The sequence below is a fragment of the Spirillospora sp. NPDC049024 genome, assembly GCF_040649235.1.
In the GTDB taxonomy this organism is placed as follows: Bacteria; Actinomycetota; Actinomycetes; order Streptosporangiales; family Streptosporangiaceae; genus Spirillospora.
Map to the genome: position 1 here is coordinate 146,823 of NZ_JBEZFD010000020.1, position 18,751 is coordinate 165,573.

Consider the following 18,751-nt stretch of genomic DNA (forward strand, 5'->3'; position numbering starts at 1 on the left):
TAGCGGCGGGGCGTCCTAGCGGCCGGCCGCCCTCGGCCTACCGCTTGGCGATCCCGTCGAGGACGGTCGCCACGAGATCGTCGACGGCGTCCGGCGGCACCCGGTGCGCGAGGCCCCGGCCCTCGAACAGCAGCGACAGCACCGGCTCGTGGCACGCGCCGACGATGAGCGAGGCCGCCGCCTCGACCCGGGCGTCCGGGGCGAGGCGGCCGAGGTCGCGCTCGCCGCGCAGGTACGCGGCGAGCCGCTCCTTCCAGGTGCCGCCCCGGTCGCTCAGCGCGGCGAACCGGGAGAGGACGGCCGGGTGCGCGATCAGCCCGGTCAGCGCGGGCAGCATCCCGTCGTGCAGCGCCAGGCCGTGCGCCACGTACGCGCGCAGGTTCTCCTCGACCGTGCCGGTGCCGGGCTCGGGCAGCGGACCGAGCGGCCGCGCGACCGACTCGGCGTGCGCCAGGAGCGCGTGCGCGAGCAGCTCCTCCTTGTCGGCGAAGTGGTTGTAGAGGACGCCGTCGGCGACGCCCGCCTCACGCGCGATCGCACGGACGGTCAGGGCCGCCGTCCCGCGCTCGGCGATCAACCGCTCGGCCGTGGCGATCAGGTGGTCGCGCAGGGTCCGGTCGCCGGCGCCCAGCGCGGCCGCTCTTCGAGGTGACATCACCCCGCATCGTAATGAGCGAGCTCGAATCCGTGCGCGGCGAGGTCGGGAAGGAAGTCCGGTCCGGCGACGTCCTCGATGTGGTGGACGCCGGGCCGCATGCCGTCCAGCCGCCGGACCGTCATCGCGGCGGCCAGGCCCGTCGCCCGGCTCTGCCGCCGTCCCGCGAACGACCGCACCGTCCCGCCGGACCGGACCGCCACCGCGAACCCGTCCCCGCCGATGTGGACGCGGCGGAACGCGGCCCGCAGCGGGCGCAGGTCCCGGAAGGGGACGAGGCGGGGGAGGAGGGCGGTCATGGCGCGCGAGTCGAGGCAGAGCCCCGTGCGCACGCGTCCGGGAAGTGTGTACTGGTCGGAGAACGGGAAGCGGTGCACGGTCCGGACGCCGTAGGGCTCGGGGAACCGCATCCGCCACGACTCGCCCAGCCCGGCGAGCGAGTCGAGCGTCCATTCGACGGCCGACGGCCCGTGCCGTTCGCCGGCGCCGAGCAGGACGCCGATGTCCACCTCCCCGCCGCCGGACTCCCGGGCCAGCAGGTTCGTGACGCCGGGCGCGAGGCCCACGCTCAGCACCGCCGTGGCGTTCCGCTCGGCGGCGAGCCTGTCCAGCGCCTCGATGCCGGAGAGCACCGCGTGCGACGCGGAAACGTCGACGTAGTGGACGCCCCTGGCGAGGCACGCTTCGGCGACCCGCGCGTTGCCCGTCTCCGCGCACATGACGACCGCGTCGGCCGCGATCTGCTCCAGGTCGTCGCCGCGAAGGTCGATCCGCATCGCGAGCGCGCCCGGCACCGTGCGGGCCTTGGCGAGGTCGCGTCCGGCGGCCACCACCTCCGGGACGTGTCCGAGCAGCCCCGCGACGACCTCGCGGCCGACCGCGCCGTACCCGCCGAGGACCACGACCCTCTTCATCGTCGTCCCGGGCCTAGGCACGGCGCGCCGTGACCAGCCACGCGGTGCTGCGCAGGCGGACGGCCCCGTCGCGCTCGAACGGGCGCATCGCCTCGGTGACGGCCTCGCGCACCTGGTCGCCCGAGCCGTAGTTGTGGCGGATCGGGCCCCAGCCGGCGAAGAACTCCCCGGCCTCGCGGGCGTCCCGGCCCCAGATCTGCTCGGCCTCCACCTTCCGGCTGGTCACGCCGTGGAACCCGGCGCCGGCGAGGACCTCCTGGACGCGGTCCGGGTCCGACAGCGACAGCGGCCCCGCGTCGTGCCCGACGGGGGCGTGGTCGAGCGGCGGGAGCGCGGCCGCGAGCGCGCCCATGTCGGTCTCGGCGAGCGGCGTCATGCACAGGAACGCCAGCCGGCCGCCCTCGCGCAGGGCCCGCCGGACGTTGCCGAACGCGGCGACCGGGTCGGTGAAGAACATGACCCCGAACCGGCTGACGGCGACGTCGAAGCCGCCGGTGGGGAAGGGGTGCACCTGCGCGTCGCCCCGCTCGAAGGCCGCGTTCGCGACGCCCTCCTGCGCGGCGAGGGAGCGGGCGCGGGCGAGCATCGGCCGGGACAGGTCCACGCCGGTCGCGCCGCCGAGGGACGCCCGCCGCGCCGCGAGCCGGGTGATCTGCCCGTTGCCGCAGCCGATGTCGAGGATCCGGTCGTGCGGCCCGATCGCCGCCGCCTCCAGCAGGGCGTCGTTGAACCCGCCGTTCATGGCGTCGTAGCGGTCGTGGTGCTCGGCCCAGTGCTCGCCCTCGTACCCGTTCCATGCCTCCGCCTGGTGGGTGTTGACGATCGGGTGGGTCTCCGTCATGGGTCCTCCTCATATGAACACATGTTCATGAACGTGTGTTCATAATGCGGCGTGCGGCGTCGCGCGTCAAGGCGGTTCGGCCGGCGACCGTAGAACGGAATTCTTCGTTCCCCTACCATGGAGGGCATGGAGACCGCACGAGCGCCCCTGAGCGGGCGGAAGGCGCAGGCCGCACGCAACGACGAACTCATCCGGGAGGCGGCACGGGCGGTGTTCACCGCCGACCCCGGCGCACCGATCTCGGCGGTGGCCGAGCACGCCGGGGTGGGGATCAGCGCTCTCTACCGCCGCTACAAGAGCAAGGAGGACCTGCTCCAGAAGCTCGCCGACGAGGGCATGGACCGCTACCTCGCCGAGGTGGAGGCGGCCCTGGACGACGACGGCGACGCGTGGGAGGCGTTCGCCGCGTTCATGCGCCGCTGCCTCGACATCGGCGCGGGCTCCCTCACCATGCGGCTGGCGGGCGCCTTCGAGGTCACCGAGGACATGAGCCGCAAGGGCCGCGAGATCCACCTCGCGACGCAGCGGCTGCTGGAGCGGACCCGGGAGGCGGGCGCGCTGCGTCCCGAGATCGAGGTCGGCGACATCTCGGTGATCCTGGAGTACCTGCACGGCATCCGGATCGGCGACGACGAGCGGATGAACCGGCTCCAGCACCGCTACCTGGCGCTGATCCTGGACGCCATGCACCTCACGGACCGGGGGGAACTGCCCGGCCCTCCTCCGAGCTGGCAGGAACTGGTCACGCGCTATGACGACTGAGCTGGGACGACGGGCGCTCAACCGGGCGCTGCTGGCCCGGCAGCTCCTGCTGGAGCGGCACGCCATGCCCGCGCTCGACGCGATCGAGCACCTGGTCGGCATGCAGGCGCAGGCCCCGAGCCCGCCCCACATCGGGCTGTGGAGCCGGCTCGCGGACTACCGGCTCGACGAGGCCGGGGAGCTGATCGCCGACCGCCGGGCGCTGCGGATGGTGCTGATGCGCGGGACGCTGCACCTGGTCAGCGCCCGCGACGCCCGCGCGCTGCGGCCGCTCACCCAGGCGGTCCTCGACGGGCATCTGAGGTCGCGGGCGGCGGAGCTGGAGCACCTCGACCTCCCGGCCGTCGTCGCGTGGGCGCGCGCCCTGCTGGAGGAGGAGCCGCGAACCGACAAGGACCTGCGCGCGCTGCTGGCCGAACGGTGGCCGGACGAGGACCCGGCGCTGCTGGCCTGGGCCGTCCGGCTCTCGCTGCCGCTCGTGCAGGTCCCGCCGCGCGGGATCTGGGGCGCCTCGGGGGTCGCGCGCCACACGACCCTGGAGAACTGGCTCGGGCCCATGGCGCCCGACCCCTCGCCGGACGACCTGGTGCGGCGGTATCTGGCCGCCTTCGGGCCCGCGAGCGTCCAGGACGTCCAGCAGTGGGCCGGGCTGACGCGCCTGGGCGAGGTCGTCGAGCGGCTCAGGCCCGAGCTGGTGGTGTTCCGGGACGAGAACGGCCGGACGCTGTACGACCTTCCGGACGCGCCGCGCCCCGGCCCCGACGCGGAGGCGCCGGTCCGGTTCGTCCCCGACTTCGACAACCTGCTGCTGTCCCACGCCGACCGGGCGCGGATCATCAGCGAGGAGCACCGCAAGCGCGTCTTCACCGTCAACGGCATCATCCGCGCGACGTTCCTCGTGGACGGCTTCGTCCACGGCATGTGGAAGATCGAGAAGAGCCGGGGTGAGGCGGTGCTGCGCGTCGACCCGTTCGCCCCCGTCCCGGGACCGGCGCGCGCGGCGCTGGAGGAGGAGGGCATGCGCCTGCTCGCCGCGGCCCATCCCGCGGCGAAGTCGCACGGCGTTGAGTTCGGCTAGCCCTCGCGGGCGCACGGCGCCTCGTGGTTCGGGTCCAGCGAGCCCAGCAGGGCGTGCAGGATCTCCCGGAACTCCAGCATCTGCTCGCGGGTCAGCGGGTCGAACAGGTGCCGCCTGACCTCGGCGACGTGGCCCGGCGCCGCCTCGGCGAGGACGGCGAACCCCGCGTCGGTCAGCCGGGCGATCGTGGTGCGCCGGTCGGAGGCGTGCTTGCAGCGGCTCACCCAGCCGGCCTCCTCGAGCCGGTTCACGGCGTGCGACAGCCGGCTGGGGGAGGAGTGCACGATCTCGGCGAGCTCGGTCATGGTCAGCGCGCGGCCGGGCGCCTCCGACAGCATCGCGAGGATCATGTAGTAGGTGTGCGGCAGGCCCGAGTCGCGCTGGAGCTGGCGGTCGAGGGCCTCGCCGAGCAGCCGGGACGTCCACAGGAAGGCGCGCCAGGTCTCCTGCTCGTCGTCGTCGAGCCACCGCGGCTCCGTCGTCTCGGCCATGCCCCCATTCTACCTGCACGTTTGAACCCTCAAGACTTGAAGATTCAACAAAATCAGGTACTGTTGAACTCTCAAGTAAGGGGAGGATGCACATGACCCGGATGCCCGTGCTCTACCTCAGCCACGGCGCCCCGCCGCTGGCCGACGACGCCCGGTGGACCGCCGAGCTGGCCCGCTGGTCCGCGGATCTGCCGAAGCCGGAGGCGATCCTCATGGTGTCGGCGCACTGGGAGGAGGCGCCGCTCAGCATCGGCGCCACCCGGCCGGTGCCGCTCGTCTACGACTTCTGGGGCTTTCCCGAGCGGTACTACACCGTCCGGTACGACGCGCCCGGCGCCCCGGCCCTCGCCGACGACGTGCGGAAGCTGATCCCCGGCGTCCACCAGGACGAGCGGCGGGGCCTGGACCACGGCGCCTACGTGCCGCTCGTGGAGATGTATCCGGACGCCGACGTGCCCGTCCTGCAGATGTCGATGCCCACTCTGGAGCCGGAACGCCTCTTCGAGATCGGGCGGAGCCTCGCGCCGCTGCGCGACAAGGGCGTCCTCATCGTCGGGAGCGGTTTCACCACCCACAACCTGCGGGAGATGCGGCCGGATCCGGACGCGGCGCCGCCCGCGTGGTCGGCCGAGTTCGACGAGTGGACGGACCGGGCCGTGCGGGGCGGGGACGTCGACGCCCTGCTCGACTTCCGCACCAAGGCCCCCGCCGCGCGCATCGCCCACCCGCGGACGGAGCACTTCGCGCCGCTGTTCGTGGCGCTCGGCGCCGATGCCGACGCCGCGTCGCGGCGGCGTTCGGTCATCGACGGCTACTGGCTCGGACTGGCCAAGCGCTCGTTCCAGTTCGGCTGACCGCTTGTCACGTTCCGCCTGGAACCGCCCGGTTCCGGGTCAGTCGGTGCCGACCGGCACGTCCATCTGCGCGAACCCGATGCGCCAGGACGGCACCTGCGGCTTCCACCCGAGGCCCAGTGCCTTGGCGTTGGACACCGGACGCCCCGTCGTGGCCGCGTGCTTGCCGGCGCTGCCCGGCCCGGGCGCGCCGAGCGCCGCGCTGTAGACCGGCAGCCAGTCCGCCGTGGTCGCCGGCTCGTCGTCGACGACGTTGACGACCCCGGCGGGCCAGTCGAGGGCCGCGAGCGCCGCGGACGCCGCGTCGTCGGCGTGCACGAACGACGTCCAGGACGGCGCCTGGCGCAGGGTGCCCGCCCGCACCCGCTCGGCGATGGCGCCGTCCGGCGCGTACCAGGTCCCCGGGCCGTAGAGCGCCCCGTAGCGCAGGATGACGCCGTGCGGCATCTCGGCGACCGCCTGCTCCAGCGACGCGATGCCCGCGTAGGGCGGCAGGTGCGAGTCGAGCGGGTCGGTCTCGACGGCGGGTGCTTCGCCCGGCACGTACAGCCAGGCGATGCTCTGCGCGATCATGGTCTGCACGCCGGCGGCCCGCGCCGCGTCGACGAGGTTGCGGGTGCCCACGATCCGCAGGTGCGAGTTGGCCTCGAAGTCCTCGTCGCTGAGATCGGTGAGCTGGTGGATCACGGCGTCGGGACGCACGGCGGCCATGGCGTCGCGCACGGCGCCGGCGTCGAGCACGTCCAGCAGGACCGGCGCGGCGCCGAGGTCGCGCAGCATGCCGGTGCGTTCGGTTCGGCGCGTCGTCCCTGCGACCTCATGGCCCGCCTGGACGAGCAGCGGGATCAGCCGGCGGCCGACTACTCCGGTCGCTCCGGCGAGGAGAATCTTCAAGGGGGTACCTCCGCGGCTCTCACGCCATCGTGCATCGTCTGCTGTGGGGTCTGTCAGCACTGGTCACGCCCGGCGTTCCGCATGGACACCCCCCTGCGTCCGGCCGGACGAAGTCGGACGGGCCCGCACCGCCCCCCGGCGGCTCGTCCGCCATGAGCGTACCGCCGGGAGGCGCCCCGGTGCGTTTCGCGTGCGCCGCAGACGAGAATTCTTGTCCTCGGACGGGATTCGGCACTGCGAAGGATCGGCGGCACATGAAGATCACTCTTGTCCAGGGCGACATCACCGAGCAGAAGGTGGGCGCGGTCGTGAACGCGGCGAACTCGTCGCTGCTGGGCGGCGGCGGGGTGGACGGCGCGATCCACCGCAAGGGCGGACCGGAGATCCTGGAGGAGTGCCGCAAGCTCCGCGCGTCCCACTACGGCGGCGGCCTGCCGACCGGCCAGGCGGTGGCGACGAGGGCCGGGCTGCTGCCCGCCGAGTGGGTGATCCACACCGTCGGCCCCGTGTACTCGGCCTCCGAGGACCGCTCCCACCAGCTCGCCTCGTGCTACCGGGAGGCCCTGCGCATCGCCGACGAGCTGGGCGTCGGCTCGATCGCCTTCCCCGCGGTGTCGGCCGGCATCTACGGGTGGCCCATGGACGACGCCGCCCGCATCGCGGTCGGCACCGTCCGGGCCACCCCGAGCCAGGTGATGGACGCCCGCTTCGTCCTGTTCACCGAGGACGCCTACACCGCCTTCGAACGCGCCGTGAGCGTGTTCTAGGGCCTGCCTCGAAGTGGTCTCGGCCACGCGCGCGAACGCGTGACCTGCCCGGTGCCGCGAAGCCGGAGGCGAGCGGCACCGGGCAGATCGCGAAGCGATGCCGCGTTCGCCCAGGCCCGGTCACGTAGCGAGCCGCCAGGCGAGCGAAGTGGGCCGGGACTTTGAAACACAGCTAGGCCTCGTCGTCCGGCTTCGGCGGGGGCACCACCAGGACCGGGCGGTGGGCGTGGTGCAGCACGCGCGTGGACACGCTGCCCAGGATCACCGACCGCGCCCCCGCCAGGCCGCGCGAGCCCGTGACGATGAGGGAGGCGTTCAGCTCCTCCGCGACGTCCACGATCGCGGCCCACACCGGCCCGCCGCCGCGCTCGGCGCGCACCGCCACCTCGGTCAGCCCCGCCTTGGCGGCGATGGCGGCGCCCCGCTCGGCGAGCCGCTCGGCCTGCTTCTCCTCCTCGTACTGCTCGCCCTCCTCCATATGGCCGGCGACGGGCACGGCGGCCGCGATCGGCGCCCAGGAGATCTGGGTGAGCAGCGGCTCCCACACCGTCATGATCACGGTCGGCTCGGGGCGCAGGTGCCGCGCCACGTACTCGACCGCCGCCCGGGCGTCGTCAGATCCGTCGTACGCGATGAGAACCGTCATACGACGAACATCTCCACGGGCGCGCCGTGCGAACGCGAACGCGGAGGCCAGTGGCGAATCTCTCAGGCGCGGGAGGGGGCGCGGCCCGCTCCGGGCGGGCCCGCGAAGGCCTGCGCGACCTCCAGCCAGCGCTCGGCGTCGGGACCGGTCGCGGTGAGGGCGAGGTCGGCCGGGTGGCGGCGCTGGGTCACCGCGTGGCAGAAGTCGAGCGCGGGGCCGGTGACCGACTGGCGGGCGTCCGGCGGGCCCCAGGCCCATTCGTCGCCGTCCGGGCCCTGGAGGACGACGCGGAACTCCTCGGCGGGCGGCTCCAGGCCCCGGTTGCGGAACGCGAAGTCGCGGGTGCGGACGCCGATGTGCGCGACGTGCCGGAGGCGGTGCGTGGGCTCGCGGCGCGCGCCGAGCGCGTCGGCGACGTCCTCGCCGTGCGCCCAGGTCTCCATGAGCCGCGCGGTCGCCATGGACGCGGCGCTCATCGGCGGGCCGAACCAGGGGAGGCGGGTGCCCGGCGGGACGGCGGCGAGCGCCTCCACCATCCGGCGGCGCCCCTCCCGCCAGCGGGCGAGCAGACGGGCGGGGTCCTCCGCGGCGCCATCCCGCGCGCCCGCCTCGACGTAGCCGGCCGGGTCCGCCATGGCCTGCTCGACGTGCCGCGCGAACGCGGCGGCGTCGGTGGCCGCGACGACCGCCTGCGCGTCCGTCCAGGCGAGGTGCGCGATCTGGTGCGCGATCGTCCAGCCCTCGGCCGGGGTCGGGTCGGCCCAGCGGCCGGCGGCCAGCGGCGCGACCAGGGCGTCGACGGAGTCGCCCTCGGCGGCGAGGTCGGCGAGCAGGAGGTGCAGGTCGGGCATGCCGCAATGATCCCGTGTCCCGGGGGGCCGGGTACAGAGGCGAACCGAATTTCGTTCAGTCGATCAGGGCGCGGGCGGCGGCGTAGTCGGCCTTGCCGTTCGGCAGCCGCAGGCTCCGGTCGGTGCGGACGAACGCCTTCGGGATCTTGTAGCGGGCCAGGTGGGCGGCGCAGCCCGCGCGCAGCTCGTCGTCGGACGGGGCGCCGGAGGGGCCGAGCACCGCGACGATCTCCGTGCCCCAGCGCTCGCTCGGGCGGCCGACCACCAGCGCGTCGGCGACGCCGGGCAGGCCGCGCAGGACGGTCTCGACCTCCTCGGCGAACACCTTCTCGCCGCCGGTGTTGATCGTGGTGGCCTCGCGCCCGTGGACCTCGACGGTGCCGTCGTCGAGCAGCCGCGCCCGGTCGCCCGCGACGACGAGGCGCTCGCCGTCCACGGTGAGGAACGTGGACGCGGTCTTCGCCGGGTCGCCGAGGTAGCCGAGCGGGATCGCGTCGCCGCCCTTGGCCAGCCAGCCGAGCTCGTCCTCGCCGGGCGCGAGCCGCCGGGACCGGTCGGCGCTCAGCACGGCCGTGCCCGCCGCCGGCCGGAACGACCGGGCGGCCGGGCCGTGCCGGGTGACCTGGAACCCGGACTCCGACGAGCCGAGCACGTCCACGAGCCGCGTGTGCGGGAGGAGTTCGAGGAGCCGCGCCTTCACGCCCGGGCTGACGGCGGCGGCGGAGTTGATGAGCGTGCGCAGCGAGCCGAGGTCGTGCGGGCGGGCCTCCAGGGCCGCGACGATCGGACGCGCGAACGCGTCCCCGACCAGCGGCATCCGGGTGACGCGCTCGCGCTCGGCCGTGGCCATCAGGTCGGCGGCGTCCAGGCCGTCCACCCGGTCGGGGAACACCACGGCGCCGCCGCCGCACCAGCCGCCGAGCGCCGACCACGTGCCCCCGCCGTGCATGAGCGGCGGCCCGATCAGCACCCGCACGTCGCTGCGCACGGCCCGCTCGACCGCCTCGCCGAGGTCGGTGAGCGGGGCGCCGTCGCGGCGCCGCATGCCGAGCGGCCCGATCATCAGGTCGCCGATCCGCCACAGCACGCCCTTCGGCATCCCCGTCGTGCCGCCGGTGTAGAGGATGTGCAGGTCGTCCGGGCTCGGACGGACGGGGAGGGGCTCGCAGGACGCCTTGGCGAGTGCCTCCTCGTAGTCGAGCGCGCCGGGCAGGAGGGCGGCGCCCGAGTCGTCCGCCGCCTGGAGGAGGAGCGGGCGGGTGCCGAGCCTCTCGACCACCCGGCCGATCACGTCGGCGAACCGCGCGTGGTACAGGACGGCGGCCGGCCGGGCGTCGGTGAACAGCTGGGCGAGCTCCTCGTCCACGTACCGGTAGTTGACGTTGAACGGCGCGACCCGCGCCTTGTGCGCGCCGACCAGGCCCTCCAGGTACTCCGGCCCGTTGTGCAGATAGAGCGCGAGGTGGTCGTGCGGCGACTCCCACGGCTCCGGCGCCGGGCCGCCGTCCTCCGCGTGCAGGCCGAGGCCGTGCGCGTGCAGGACGTTCGCCAGGCGCCGCGTCCGGTCGGCGACCTCGCGCCAGGTCATCCGGCGGTCGCGCCACACCAGGCACTCGCGGTCGGGGATCGCGGCGGCGATGGCCTCGTGCAGGGTCGCCAGGTCGAGCATCGGCACTCCTCCGGGACTGGGGCGTCGGCAGCACCGTAACCGATGGCTTACCGAATCCCGTTCAGTGGGTGCGGCGTTGGTCAGCGAACCGGCGTACGCGGAGCGAACCGGCGTACATCGGCGTACAGGGCATAGGGGATGAGCCCCGACAATTACCCCGTGCCCCCAGTCCCGAGGCCGCGGGGGGAGGTGACCCGCGGCACCACCGCCCCCAACCGGCTCCGCCGGATCGACCGCTGGATCGCCGCCACCCAGACCGCCGCGCTGCGCTCGGGCGCGCACCCGCTGGCGGTCGACCTCGGCTACGGCGCGTCCCCGGTCACCACCTTCGAGCTGTACTCGCGGCTCCGCGCGGTGTCGCCGCGCCTGGAGGTCGTCGGGATCGAGATCGAGCCCGCCCGGGTCGCCGCCGGGGTCGCCTTCGCCGCCGCCACCGGGCCCCACGACGGGCTGTCGTTCCGGCGCGGCGGCTTCGAACTGCCGGTGCCGCGCCCGCCGGTGCTGGTACGGGCGTTCAACGTGCTGCGGCAGTACGACGAGCCGGCGGCGTGGCGCGCATGGGACGACCTGCGCGCGCGCCTCGCCCCCTCCGGCGTCCTGGTCGAGGGGACGTGCGACGAGATCGGACGCCGTGCCGTCTGGGTGACGCTCACCAGGGACGGCCCGCGGACCATCACGTTCGCCGCCCACGTGCGCTCGCTCGAACGGCCCTCGGCGCTGGCCGAGCGGCTGCCGAAGACGCTGATCCACCGGAACGTGCCGGGCGAACCCGTCCACGAGTTCCTGGCCGCGTTCGACCGGTGCTGGGCGATCGCGGCGCCCCACTCGGCGTTCGGCCCCCGCGCGCGCTGGGTCGAGGCCGTATCGCTGCTGGCGCGGACCCATCCCGTCCTGGCCCGACCCCCGTACGGCGGCCGCAACCGGTGGCGCCTCGGCGAGGTCACGCTTCCCTGGAGCGCCGTCGCGCCCTACTCGCGGTAGAGGCCCTACTCGCGGTAGAGCTTGTGCGGGGCGGCCTGGACGCGCGGCTGGACGTCGATGCGGTCGATGTTGACGTGCGGCGGGCGGGTGACGGCCCAGGCGACGCAGTCCGCGACGTCGTCGGCGACCAGCGGCTCGGGCACGCCCTCGTACGGCTTGGCGGCCTTCTCCTCGTCCCCGTGGAAGCGGACCAGTGAGAACTCCTCGGTCTTCACCAGGCCCGGCGCGATCTCGGTGATCCGGACGGGCTCGGCGACCAGTTCCAGGCGCAGCACCTCGTTCACCGCGTAGGCGGCGTGCTTGGCCGCGTTGTACCCGCCGCCGCCCTCGTACGGGACGTGCCCGGCGAGCGAGGTGATGTTGACGATGTGGCCCGCGCCGCTCTCGACCAGCTTCGGCAGGACCGCCTTGGTGACGCGGACGAGGCCGAGGACGTTGGTGTCGTACATCGACTGCCAGTGGTCCAGGTCGGCGGCGGCGACGCTGTCCATCCCGAGCGCCCCGCCGGCGTTGTTGACCAGGACGTGGCAGGCGTCGACCGCCGCCGCGAGGGCGTCCACCGACTCCTGCGAGGTCACGTCCAGCGTGACCGGCGCGATCCTCCCCGCGCCCGGCACGCTCTCGGCGATCTCCTTGGCGAGGTCGTCGAGGCGGTCGCGGCGCCGCGCGGCGAGCACGACGTTGAACCCCTCGGCCGCCAGGCGCCTCGCCGTGGCCGCCCCGATGCCGCTGCTTGCTCCGGTCACTATCGCCGTCTTGCGCATGGGTCCAGTCTCTCGGGTGGGTGGGCCTGGTCGGCACAGTACTGCCCGGCACGGGAGGCGGGAGCCGCGGGGACCGGTGCGGCGGGCGCGGGTGAGGTCGGTCACTGTGGCGGTGAGTCACGCTTGGCCACCTTGCCGAGGGAACACGTAACCCCGGTCGATAGGTTGCACTGTCGGAGGTGGTGTCCGGTGTCGCGTCGTATCAACCGAGTTGCGACGATCAGTGTCCATACTTCCCCTCTGGATCAACCGGGTACCGGCGACGCGGGCGGCCTGAACGTCTACGTCGTCGAGGTCGCCAAGCGGCTCGCCGCCAGGGGGGTCGAGGTGGACATCTTCACCCGCGCGACCTCGCGGGCGCTTCCGCCCGCCGTGGAGCTCGCGCCGGGCGTCCTCGTCCGCAACGTGGTCGCCGGGCCGTTCGAGGAGCTCGACAAGACCGAGCTCCCCCGGCACCTGTGCGGCTTCACCTCCGGCGTGCTGCGCGCGGAGGCCGCCCACGACCCCGGCCACTACGACCTCCTCCACACGCACTACTGGCTGTCCGGCCAGGCGGGGTGGGCGGCGAAGGGGCGGTGGGGCGTCCCGCTCGTCCACTCCATGCACACGATGGCCAAGGTCAAGAACGCGGCCCTGGCCGACGACGACAAGCCCGAGCCGGCCGAGCGCGTCCTCGGCGAGGAGCAGGTCGTGGCCTCGGCGGACCAGCTCGTCGCCAACACCGCCAAGGAGGCCCGCGAGCTCGTCGACCTCTACGGCGCCGACCCCTCGCGCGTCGCGGCCGTCAGCCCCGGCGTCGACCTGTCGGTGTTCCGCCCCGAGTCGCCCCTCATCGCCCGCGGCGCCGGCCTCCTGCCGCACCGGACCGGCCCCGCCCGCCGCCGCCTCGGCCTGCCCCGCGACGCCTACGTGCTGCTGTTCGTCGGCCGCATCCAGCCGCTGAAGGCCCCCGACGTGCTGCTGCGCGCCGTCGCCCGCATGCTCGCGGACGACCCGGAACTGCGCTCGCGGCTCGTCGTCGCCGTCGTCGGCGGCCCCAGCGGCTCCGGGCTGTGCCGCCCCGAGGGCCTGCAACTGCTCGCCGCCGACCTCGGCATCTCCGACGTCATGCGGTTCGAGCCCCCGGCGCCCCAGCACGAGCTGGCCGACTGGTACCGCGCCGCGGACGTCACCGTCGTCCCGTCCCGCAGCGAGTCGTTCGGGCTCGTCGCCGTCGAGTCCCAGGCCTGCGGAACGCCGGTCGTCGCGTCCCGCGTCGGCGGCCTGTGCACCGCGGTCGCCGACGGCGAGTCCGGCGTGCTGGTCTCCGGGCACGACCCCGCCGACTACGCCGCCGTCCTGCGGCGCCTGCACGCCGAGCCCGGGCTGCACGCCCGCCTCGCCCGCGGCGCCGTCCGGCACGCGCGCGACTTCGGCTGGGACACCACCGTCGACCGCCTGCTGGACGTGTATACCGGTGCCGTGTCGAAGCCGACCGCCGCCGTGGAAGCGACCGTATGAACGAAGCCGAGCGGGGGGCGCGGGGAGCCGCCCCCCAGGGGGGAGCACGCATGAGCGTCGTCGAGACCATCCGGGAGACGCTGGAAGCCGCCGACCTGGAGTTCGACGAGCCGCGCGAGAACGCGTTCTTCGTCAAGCTCCCCGGGCAGCACAAGCTCGCCACCATGACGTGGCTCATCGTCGGCGACCACTCGCTGCACGTCGAGGCGTTCTTCTGCCGCCGCCCCGACGAGAACCACGCCGAGTTCTACCGGTTCCTCCTGGAGAAGAACGGCCGCATGTACGGGGTCGCCTTCGCGCTGGACGACGTGGGCGACGTCCACCTCGTCGGGAAGGTCCCGCTCGAATCGGTGTCGCCGGAGGAGGTCGACCGCCTCCTCGGCTGCGTCCTCACCTACTCCGACGAGAACTTCGACAAGGCGCTGGAGCGCGGGTTCAAGTCGTCCATCCAGCGCGAGTGGGACTGGCGCGTCAAGCGCGGCGAGAGCCTCGCCAACCTCCAGGCCTTCGCCTCCTTCGCGGACCCGGCCAACCGCGAGTGACCCGCGCGGGGCCGATAGGCTCTGGTCCCATGGCGACCCTGGTATTGCTCCGGCATGGCGAAAGCGTCTGGAACGCGGAGGGGCTGTTCACCGGCTGGGTGGACGTCGACCTCTCCGCCAAGGGCGAGAGCGAGGCGACCAAGGGCGGCGACCTGCTGCTCGACGCCGACATCACCCCCGACGTGGTGCACACGTCGCTGCTGAAGCGGGCCATCCGCACCGCCAACATCGCGTTGGACGTCGCCGACCTGCTCTGGATCCCGGTGAAGCGCTCCTGGCGCCTCAACGAGCGCCACTACGGCGCCCTCCAGGGCAAGAACAAGGCGCAGACGCGCGAGGAGTTCGGCGAAGAGCAGTTCATGATCTGGCGCCGCTCCTACGACACCCCGCCGCCGCCCATCAAGGACGACGACCCGCTGTCCCAGGTCAACGACCTGCGCTACGCCGAGCTGCCGTCCGAGCTGATCCCGCGCTCGGAGTGCCTCGCCGACGTCGTCGACCGCATGCTGCCGTACTGGTACGACGCGATCGTCCCCGACCTGGCCGCAGGCAAGACCGTCCTGGTCGCCGCGCACGGCAACTCCCTGCGGGGCCTGGTCAAGCACCTGGACGACATCTCCGACGAGCAGATCGTCGGCCTGAACATCCCCACCGGCATCCCGCTCGTCTACGAGCTGGACGACGACTTCTCCCCGCTCAAGCGCGGCGGCGAGTACCTCGACCCGGCCGCCGCCAAGGCCGCCATCGAGGCCGTCAAGAACCAGGGCGCGGCCAAGGGCGGCAAGGCCCCCAAGGACGCGAAGGACGCGAAGGCCCCCGCTCCGAAGGACGCCCCGAAGCCCAAGCGCGGCAGGCGCAAGTAGGCCCGAGGGGCCGCCCGGGCGGCGGCCCCTCGAACAGCGGACGCGATCAGACGGGCTCGGCGCCCGCCGCGGCGGGACGGCGGTCGCGGCGGTGGATGTGCACGGCCGTGGCCAGCCCGGCGAGGGTGAGCAGGGCCGCGACGGGGAACAGCGAGCGCAGGCCCGGCCCGTCGCTGATCAGCGCACCGCCGAGCCATCCGGCGAACGCGGCCGCGACCTGGTAGCCGGAGGCGTTGACGGCGACCGCCAGCGTCGGGGCCGCGCCCGCCGTGGTCAGGACCCGGGTCTGCATGCCCGGGACGACCGCGAAGGCCAGCAGGCCGAGCGCGAAGGTCAGCGCGGCGGCGAGCGGCCGGGCGCCGCCCACCGCCCAGAACAGCGCCAGCGCGGCGGCCAGCGCGCCGAGGAGCCGGATCAGGGACGGCATGAGGTCGCGGTCCGAGAGCCGCCCGCCGAGGAAGTTGCCCGCCACCGCGCCCGCCCCGTACACCAGGAGCAGCACCGGCACGGCGCCCTCGGCGAACCCGCTCACCTCGGTGAGCAGCGGCGCGATGTAGGTGAAGACGGTCACCACGCCCACGTTACCCAGCGCGGTGAGGAAGATCGCCAGGCGGACGTCCCGCCCGGCGAACACGCGCAGCTCGTCCCGGAGCGGGCCGGTCGCGGCGGCGGGCAGGGCGGGGACGAACCGCAGCACCATGGCCAGGGCCACGGCGGTGAGCGCGGCGACCGCGGCGAAGGTCGCCCGCCACCCGAACTCCTGGCCGATCACGGTGCCCAGCGGGGTGCCGAGGATGATGCCGAGGTTGAGGCCCAGCGCCACCTTCGCGACGGCGGACGCCGCCCGGCCCGCGGGGGCCGTCGAGACGGCGGTGGCGATGGCGATGGCGAAGAACGTGGCCACGACCAGGCCCGCGAGGAACCGGGTCGCGAGCAGCACCGGGTAGTTCGGGGCCGCGGCGGAGCCGAGGTTGGCGAGGACCGACACGGCGACGAGGCCGGTCACGAGCGGCTTGCGCGGCAGCCGCGCCGTCAGGGCGGTGACGACCGGGCCGCCGACGATCATGCCGAGCGCGTACGCGCTCACCAGGCGCCCGGCCGCGGGCACCGACACCGCGAGGTCGCCGGCCACGTCCGGCAGGATGCCCGCGATCACGAACTCGCCGGTGGTCAGGCCGAAGACGACCAGCATGAGGGACAGGAGGGACGGGGGCACGCGTACTCCAGTTAGTTCGAACTCGGATGATTCGAACTAGCAATATCATGACTCGAACCACAGGGGCTACACTCCTGGCATGGGCGAGCAGATGGAGCGCGACGTGTGCAAGCTGGTCCACCGGTTCGCGCAGCGGCTCGACGTCCACGCCCGCCGCGTCGCCGACCAGGTGGGCATGACCGCCGCCCAGGTCGTCGCGCTACGCGAGCTGTCGGAGCCGATCACGGCGCGCGAGCTCGCCCACCGCATGGCGTGCGAGGCGTCGAACGCGACCTTCCTCGTCGACCGCCTCGAAGGGCAGGGCCTCGTCGAGCGCCGCCCCCACCCGACCGACCGCCGCGCCAAGCAGATCGTCCTCACCCCGGAAGGCGAACGCTGCCGCGCCGACGTCCTCGAACGCCTCGACGCCGACTCCCCGCTGGCGACACTCGCCCCGGCCCAGCAGGAGTCGCTGCGCGACCTGCTCCAGGCGCTCCTGGAGGGACCCGGCTAGCGGGTGGTGAAGGTGAGGCGGGCGGCGCGGCCCTTCTCGCCGGCGGCCCAGCAGCCGCCGTCGGCGGCGCAGTCCACGGTGTCGAAACTCCCGGTGTCGAACCGGGTCCAGGTGCGGCCGCCGTCGAGGGTGCCGTCGCTGCCCGTGGGCCCCACCGCCAGCGCGGCCGGGCCCGAGTACACCGGCCACACGACCCCCGACCGGTACTCGGCCGGCGGGCGCCGCGCGGGACGCCACGTCCGGCCCCCGTCGTCGGTCGTCGCCGCGGCCGCCGGGGACGGCTGCCCCGGCCGGTAGTCGCCGCCGACGGCGACGCCGTGCCGGGAGTCGCGGAACGCCACCGCGAACACGCCCTGCGACGGGCTGGACGGCAGGGGCGTGTCGGCGACGGTCCAGGTCAGGCCGCGGTCTCCGGAGTGGAACACGCGCGACCGGGACGCCCCGCCCGTCGCCAGCCACACGTCGCGCGGCCCGTGGCTCACCAGGCACTGCCCGCTGGCGGCGAACCCCGCCTCGCCCTCCAGCGCCGGGGGCATGCCCTCGGACGGCAGCACCCGCCAGGTGCGGCCCGCGTCGCCGGTGGAGATGATCCGGAAGCGGCCGTCCACCGGGTCGCTGACCGCCAGCCCGTGCCGGGAGTCGAAGAACGTGACGCAGTCGTAGAACGCCCTGGGATCGTCGTTCTTGAAGCCGAGCGTCCAGGAGGCGCCGCCGTCCGAGGTCCGGTAGACGCGGGACGCGTCGCCCTCGCCGATGGCCAGCACGACCGCCCGGCGCGCGTCGAACGCCTCGACGTCGCGGAACTCCAGACCCTCCGCGTCCGGCGGGGCGACGTCGCGCCACGTGGCGCCGCCGTCGGTCGTGCGGAGGACGGTCCCGCCGCTGCCCGCCAGCCAGGCGGTCTTCCGGCCGACCGCCGCCAGCCCGCGGAACCGCGCCTGCTTGCCGGTCGGGGTGAGCTGCCAGGCCGGGCCGCGCGCCCAGGCCGCGGCCCCCTCCCGCGCCGACGCCGCGCCCGGCACCTGGAGGGACGCCGCCATCAGCGCCCCGCACACCCCGGCCAGCGTCATCGTCCGGACCAGCGCCCGCATCGGATTCATGACGCGCAAGCTAACGAATGATGATCAAGCCGTCCAGACCCAGCGGCACGACCGGGCCCGGACGGGCGCGCGGACCGGCCGGTTCAGGCCGAGTCGACGATCTCCTCGGGGCGCTGGCCGGTCACCAGGTAGACGACGTTCTCCGCGACGTGGACGGCGTGGTCGGCGAAGCGCTCGAAGTAGCGGCCGGCGAGCGTGATGTCGACGGCCGGCTCGACGCCGTGCTGCCACTTCGGAGACAGCAGGAGGTCGAACAGCCGGCGGTGGAGGCGGTCCATCTGGTCGTCGTCGGCGTCCAGTTCGAGGCCCATCTCGACGTCCTGCGACGCGATCACGCTGCCCGTCTTGGCGATCATCCGCTCGGCGATCTGCCCCATCTCCAGCACGATCGCCTGCAGCTCGGGCGGCACCGCCGACTCGGGGTGGCGGCGGCGGGCCGTCTTCGCGATGTGCACGGCGAGGTCGCCCATGCGCTCCAGGTCGCCGCTCATCCGCAGCGCCGTGATCAGGGTGCGCAGGTCGCCGGCGACGGGCTGCTGGCGGGCCATCAGGTCGAACACCGTCGCCTCGATGTCGGCGTCGATCTTGTTGACGTGCTCGTCCCCGCTGATGACCTCCTCCGACAGCCGCAGGTCGGCGTCCAGCAGGGCGGTCACCGCGCGGGCCATCGCGGACCGGACGAGGCGGGTCATCTCCACCAGGCTGTCGGTGAGGGAGTCGAGTTCCTCGTGGTAGGCGTCGCGCACTTCAAATCCTTCGATGTGGACGGGGGCGGGCGGGCAGGGCGGACTCGCCCACGCCACAGCCTGCCCCATGGCCGTGAACGCGTCCGGTGGCAAAGGTGAACTTTCGGCTAACGAGAGGTCCCTG

General features: G+C 74.0%; 21 protein-coding genes. 9 read left to right on the plus strand and 12 right to left on the minus strand.

The genetic code is table 11. The features are described from left to right. Positions 1-37 precede the first annotated feature (37 nt). From AB0C21_RS31695 to AB0C21_RS31705, 3 genes are read right to left on the minus strand one after another with little or no spacing between them, the layout of a single operon-like run. Positions 38-655 (minus strand): TetR/AcrR family transcriptional regulator, encoded by a 618-nt coding sequence (locus AB0C21_RS31695; RefSeq protein ID WP_500209170.1) that lies wholly within the window; start codon positions 653-655, stop codon positions 38-40. After that, on the minus strand, positions 655-1,569 hold the full coding sequence (locus tag AB0C21_RS31700; RefSeq protein ID WP_500209172.1) for a saccharopine dehydrogenase NADP-binding domain-containing protein: 915 nt from the start codon (positions 1,567-1,569) through the stop codon (positions 655-657). Before AB0C21_RS31700 ends, AB0C21_RS31695 begins: the two co-directional genes overlap by 1 nt. A gap of 13 nt (positions 1,570-1,582) precedes the next feature. Continuing rightward, complete coding sequence (locus tag AB0C21_RS31705) at positions 1,583-2,410, minus strand: class I SAM-dependent methyltransferase (protein WP_500209174.1); 828 nt, start codon at positions 2,408-2,410, stop codon at positions 1,583-1,585. Between the two features lie 126 nt (positions 2,411-2,536). On the opposite strand from AB0C21_RS31705, the gene AB0C21_RS31710 reads away from it, so the two are divergent. Further along, the gene (locus tag AB0C21_RS31710; protein WP_149263003.1) at positions 2,537-3,172 is read left to right on the plus strand and encodes a TetR/AcrR family transcriptional regulator; all 636 of its coding nucleotides are present in this window, start codon (positions 2,537-2,539) and stop codon (positions 3,170-3,172) included. Then, positions 3,162-4,250, plus strand: a complete 1,089-nt coding sequence (locus AB0C21_RS31715) for a winged helix DNA-binding domain-containing protein (protein ID WP_500209176.1) — start codon at positions 3,162-3,164, stop codon at positions 4,248-4,250. The genes AB0C21_RS31710 and AB0C21_RS31715 overlap by 11 nt, the downstream gene beginning before the upstream one ends. Here AB0C21_RS31715 and AB0C21_RS31720 read toward each other — a convergent pair. Beyond that, positions 4,247-4,741, minus strand: coding sequence for a MarR family winged helix-turn-helix transcriptional regulator (locus tag AB0C21_RS31720; RefSeq protein ID WP_500209178.1), 495 nt, complete (start codon positions 4,739-4,741; stop codon positions 4,247-4,249). The genes AB0C21_RS31715 and AB0C21_RS31720 overlap by 4 nt on opposite strands. A 92-nt stretch (positions 4,742-4,833) precedes the next feature. Here AB0C21_RS31720 and AB0C21_RS31725 point away from each other — a divergent pair, with 92 nt between their 5' ends. Next, positions 4,834-5,595: a dioxygenase family protein gene (locus AB0C21_RS31725; RefSeq protein WP_500209180.1), complete on the plus strand. Its 762-nt coding sequence runs from the start codon at positions 4,834-4,836 to the stop codon at positions 5,593-5,595. Positions 5,596-5,634: 39 nt separating this feature from the next. On the opposite strand, the gene AB0C21_RS31730 is transcribed toward AB0C21_RS31725, so the two are convergent. Next, entirely contained in the window at positions 5,635-6,489 is an 855-nt protein-coding gene (locus tag AB0C21_RS31730; protein ID WP_500209182.1) for an NAD-dependent epimerase/dehydratase family protein, read from the minus strand. 254 nt (positions 6,490-6,743) lie between these two features. On the opposite strand from AB0C21_RS31730, the gene AB0C21_RS31735 reads away from it, so the two are divergent. Further along, positions 6,744-7,256: an O-acetyl-ADP-ribose deacetylase gene (locus tag AB0C21_RS31735; protein ID WP_500209183.1), complete on the plus strand. Its 513-nt coding sequence runs from the start codon at positions 6,744-6,746 to the stop codon at positions 7,254-7,256. Positions 7,257-7,428: 172 nt separating this feature from the next. Here AB0C21_RS31735 and AB0C21_RS31740 read toward each other — a convergent pair whose 3' ends face one another. From AB0C21_RS31740 to AB0C21_RS31750, 3 genes are all read right to left on the minus strand, one after another. Next, the gene (locus AB0C21_RS31740; protein ID WP_500209184.1) at positions 7,429-7,902 is read right to left on the minus strand and encodes a universal stress protein; all 474 of its coding nucleotides are present in this window, start codon (positions 7,900-7,902) and stop codon (positions 7,429-7,431) included. 62 nt (positions 7,903-7,964) lie between these two features. Then, positions 7,965-8,753: a TIGR03084 family metal-binding protein gene (locus tag AB0C21_RS31745; protein ID WP_500209185.1), complete on the minus strand. Its 789-nt coding sequence runs from the start codon at positions 8,751-8,753 to the stop codon at positions 7,965-7,967. Positions 8,754-8,808: 55 nt separating this feature from the next. Next, positions 8,809-10,422 (minus strand): AMP-binding protein, encoded by a 1,614-nt coding sequence (locus AB0C21_RS31750; protein ID WP_500209186.1) that lies wholly within the window; start codon positions 10,420-10,422, stop codon positions 8,809-8,811. A gap of 159 nt (positions 10,423-10,581) precedes the next feature. On the opposite strand from AB0C21_RS31750, the gene AB0C21_RS31755 reads away from it, so the two are divergent. Continuing rightward, positions 10,582-11,403: a class I SAM-dependent methyltransferase gene (locus AB0C21_RS31755; RefSeq protein WP_500209187.1), complete on the plus strand. Its 822-nt coding sequence runs from the start codon at positions 10,582-10,584 to the stop codon at positions 11,401-11,403. 5 nt (positions 11,404-11,408) lie between these two features. Here the strand turns inward: AB0C21_RS31755 and AB0C21_RS31760 are convergent, their stop codons facing one another. Beyond that, positions 11,409-12,167: an SDR family NAD(P)-dependent oxidoreductase gene (locus AB0C21_RS31760; RefSeq protein WP_500209188.1), complete on the minus strand. Its 759-nt coding sequence runs from the start codon at positions 12,165-12,167 to the stop codon at positions 11,409-11,411. Between the two features lie 189 nt (positions 12,168-12,356). Between AB0C21_RS31760 and mshA the strand changes: the two genes are divergently transcribed. From mshA to AB0C21_RS31775, 3 genes are read left to right on the plus strand one after another with little or no spacing between them, the layout of a single operon-like run. Then, positions 12,357-13,667 carry a D-inositol-3-phosphate glycosyltransferase gene (mshA, locus tag AB0C21_RS31765; protein ID WP_500209190.1) on the plus strand — a complete coding sequence of 437 codons (1,311 nt, stop codon included), beginning with the start codon at positions 12,357-12,359 and terminating at the stop codon, positions 13,665-13,667. A 50-nt stretch (positions 13,668-13,717) separates the two neighbouring features. After that, entirely contained in the window at positions 13,718-14,209 is a 492-nt protein-coding gene (locus AB0C21_RS31770) for a type III secretion system chaperone family protein (protein ID WP_353819183.1), read from the plus strand. A 29-nt stretch (positions 14,210-14,238) separates the two neighbouring features. Further along, positions 14,239-15,072, plus strand: coding sequence for a phosphoglyceromutase (locus tag AB0C21_RS31775; protein WP_500209192.1), 834 nt, complete (start codon positions 14,239-14,241; stop codon positions 15,070-15,072). A gap of 46 nt (positions 15,073-15,118) precedes the next feature. Here AB0C21_RS31775 and AB0C21_RS31780 read toward each other — a convergent pair whose 3' ends face one another. After that, complete coding sequence (locus tag AB0C21_RS31780; protein ID WP_500209193.1) at positions 15,119-16,288, minus strand: MFS transporter; 1,170 nt, start codon at positions 16,286-16,288, stop codon at positions 15,119-15,121. Between the two features lie 79 nt (positions 16,289-16,367). Here AB0C21_RS31780 and AB0C21_RS31785 point away from each other — a divergent pair, with 79 nt between their 5' ends. Then, a complete protein-coding gene (locus AB0C21_RS31785; protein WP_149262990.1) occupies positions 16,368-16,781 on the plus strand; it encodes a MarR family winged helix-turn-helix transcriptional regulator in 414 nt (137 codons plus the stop codon). Here AB0C21_RS31785 and AB0C21_RS31790 read toward each other — a convergent pair. Both AB0C21_RS31790 and phoU read right to left on the minus strand, forming a co-directional pair. Then, complete coding sequence (locus AB0C21_RS31790) at positions 16,778-17,881, minus strand: WD40/YVTN/BNR-like repeat-containing protein (RefSeq protein WP_500209195.1); 1,104 nt, start codon at positions 17,879-17,881, stop codon at positions 16,778-16,780. The two genes, AB0C21_RS31785 and AB0C21_RS31790, sit on opposite strands and share 4 nt — an antisense overlap. Positions 17,882-17,964: 83 nt before the next feature. Then, positions 17,965-18,627 (minus strand): phosphate signaling complex protein PhoU, encoded by a 663-nt coding sequence (phoU, locus tag AB0C21_RS31795; RefSeq protein WP_149263144.1) that lies wholly within the window; start codon positions 18,625-18,627, stop codon positions 17,965-17,967. Positions 18,628-18,751 lie beyond the last annotated feature (124 nt).

Coding starts and splice junctions, on each gene's coding strand:
- AB0C21_RS31695 (WP_500209170.1), bottom strand. CDS start 655: ATGTCACCTCGAAGAGCGGCCGCGCTGGGCGCCGGCGACCGGACCCTG.
- AB0C21_RS31735 (WP_500209183.1), top strand. CDS start 6,744: ATGAAGATCACTCTTGTCCAGGGCGACATCACCGAGCAGAAGGTGGGC.
- AB0C21_RS31710 (WP_149263003.1), top strand. CDS start 2,537: ATGGAGACCGCACGAGCGCCCCTGAGCGGGCGGAAGGCGCAGGCCGCA.
- AB0C21_RS31750 (WP_500209186.1), bottom strand. CDS start 10,422: ATGCTCGACCTGGCGACCCTGCACGAGGCCATCGCCGCCGCGATCCCC.
- AB0C21_RS31760 (WP_500209188.1), bottom strand. CDS start 12,167: ATGCGCAAGACGGCGATAGTGACCGGAGCAAGCAGCGGCATCGGGGCG.
- AB0C21_RS31720 (WP_500209178.1), bottom strand. CDS start 4,741: ATGGCCGAGACGACGGAGCCGCGGTGGCTCGACGACGACGAGCAGGAG.
- AB0C21_RS31705 (WP_500209174.1), bottom strand. CDS start 2,410: ATGACGGAGACCCACCCGATCGTCAACACCCACCAGGCGGAGGCATGG.
- AB0C21_RS31725 (WP_500209180.1), top strand. CDS start 4,834: ATGACCCGGATGCCCGTGCTCTACCTCAGCCACGGCGCCCCGCCGCTG.
- AB0C21_RS31745 (WP_500209185.1), bottom strand. CDS start 8,753: ATGCCCGACCTGCACCTCCTGCTCGCCGACCTCGCCGCCGAGGGCGAC.
- AB0C21_RS31700 (WP_500209172.1), bottom strand. CDS start 1,569: ATGAAGAGGGTCGTGGTCCTCGGCGGGTACGGCGCGGTCGGCCGCGAG.
- AB0C21_RS31770 (WP_353819183.1), top strand. CDS start 13,718: ATGAGCGTCGTCGAGACCATCCGGGAGACGCTGGAAGCCGCCGACCTG.
- AB0C21_RS31790 (WP_500209195.1), bottom strand. CDS start 17,881: ATGAATCCGATGCGGGCGCTGGTCCGGACGATGACGCTGGCCGGGGTG.
- AB0C21_RS31715 (WP_500209176.1), top strand. CDS start 3,162: ATGACGACTGAGCTGGGACGACGGGCGCTCAACCGGGCGCTGCTGGCC.
- AB0C21_RS31740 (WP_500209184.1), bottom strand. CDS start 7,902: ATGACGGTTCTCATCGCGTACGACGGATCTGACGACGCCCGGGCGGCG.
- AB0C21_RS31775 (WP_500209192.1), top strand. CDS start 14,239: ATGGCGACCCTGGTATTGCTCCGGCATGGCGAAAGCGTCTGGAACGCG.
- AB0C21_RS31785 (WP_149262990.1), top strand. CDS start 16,368: ATGGGCGAGCAGATGGAGCGCGACGTGTGCAAGCTGGTCCACCGGTTC.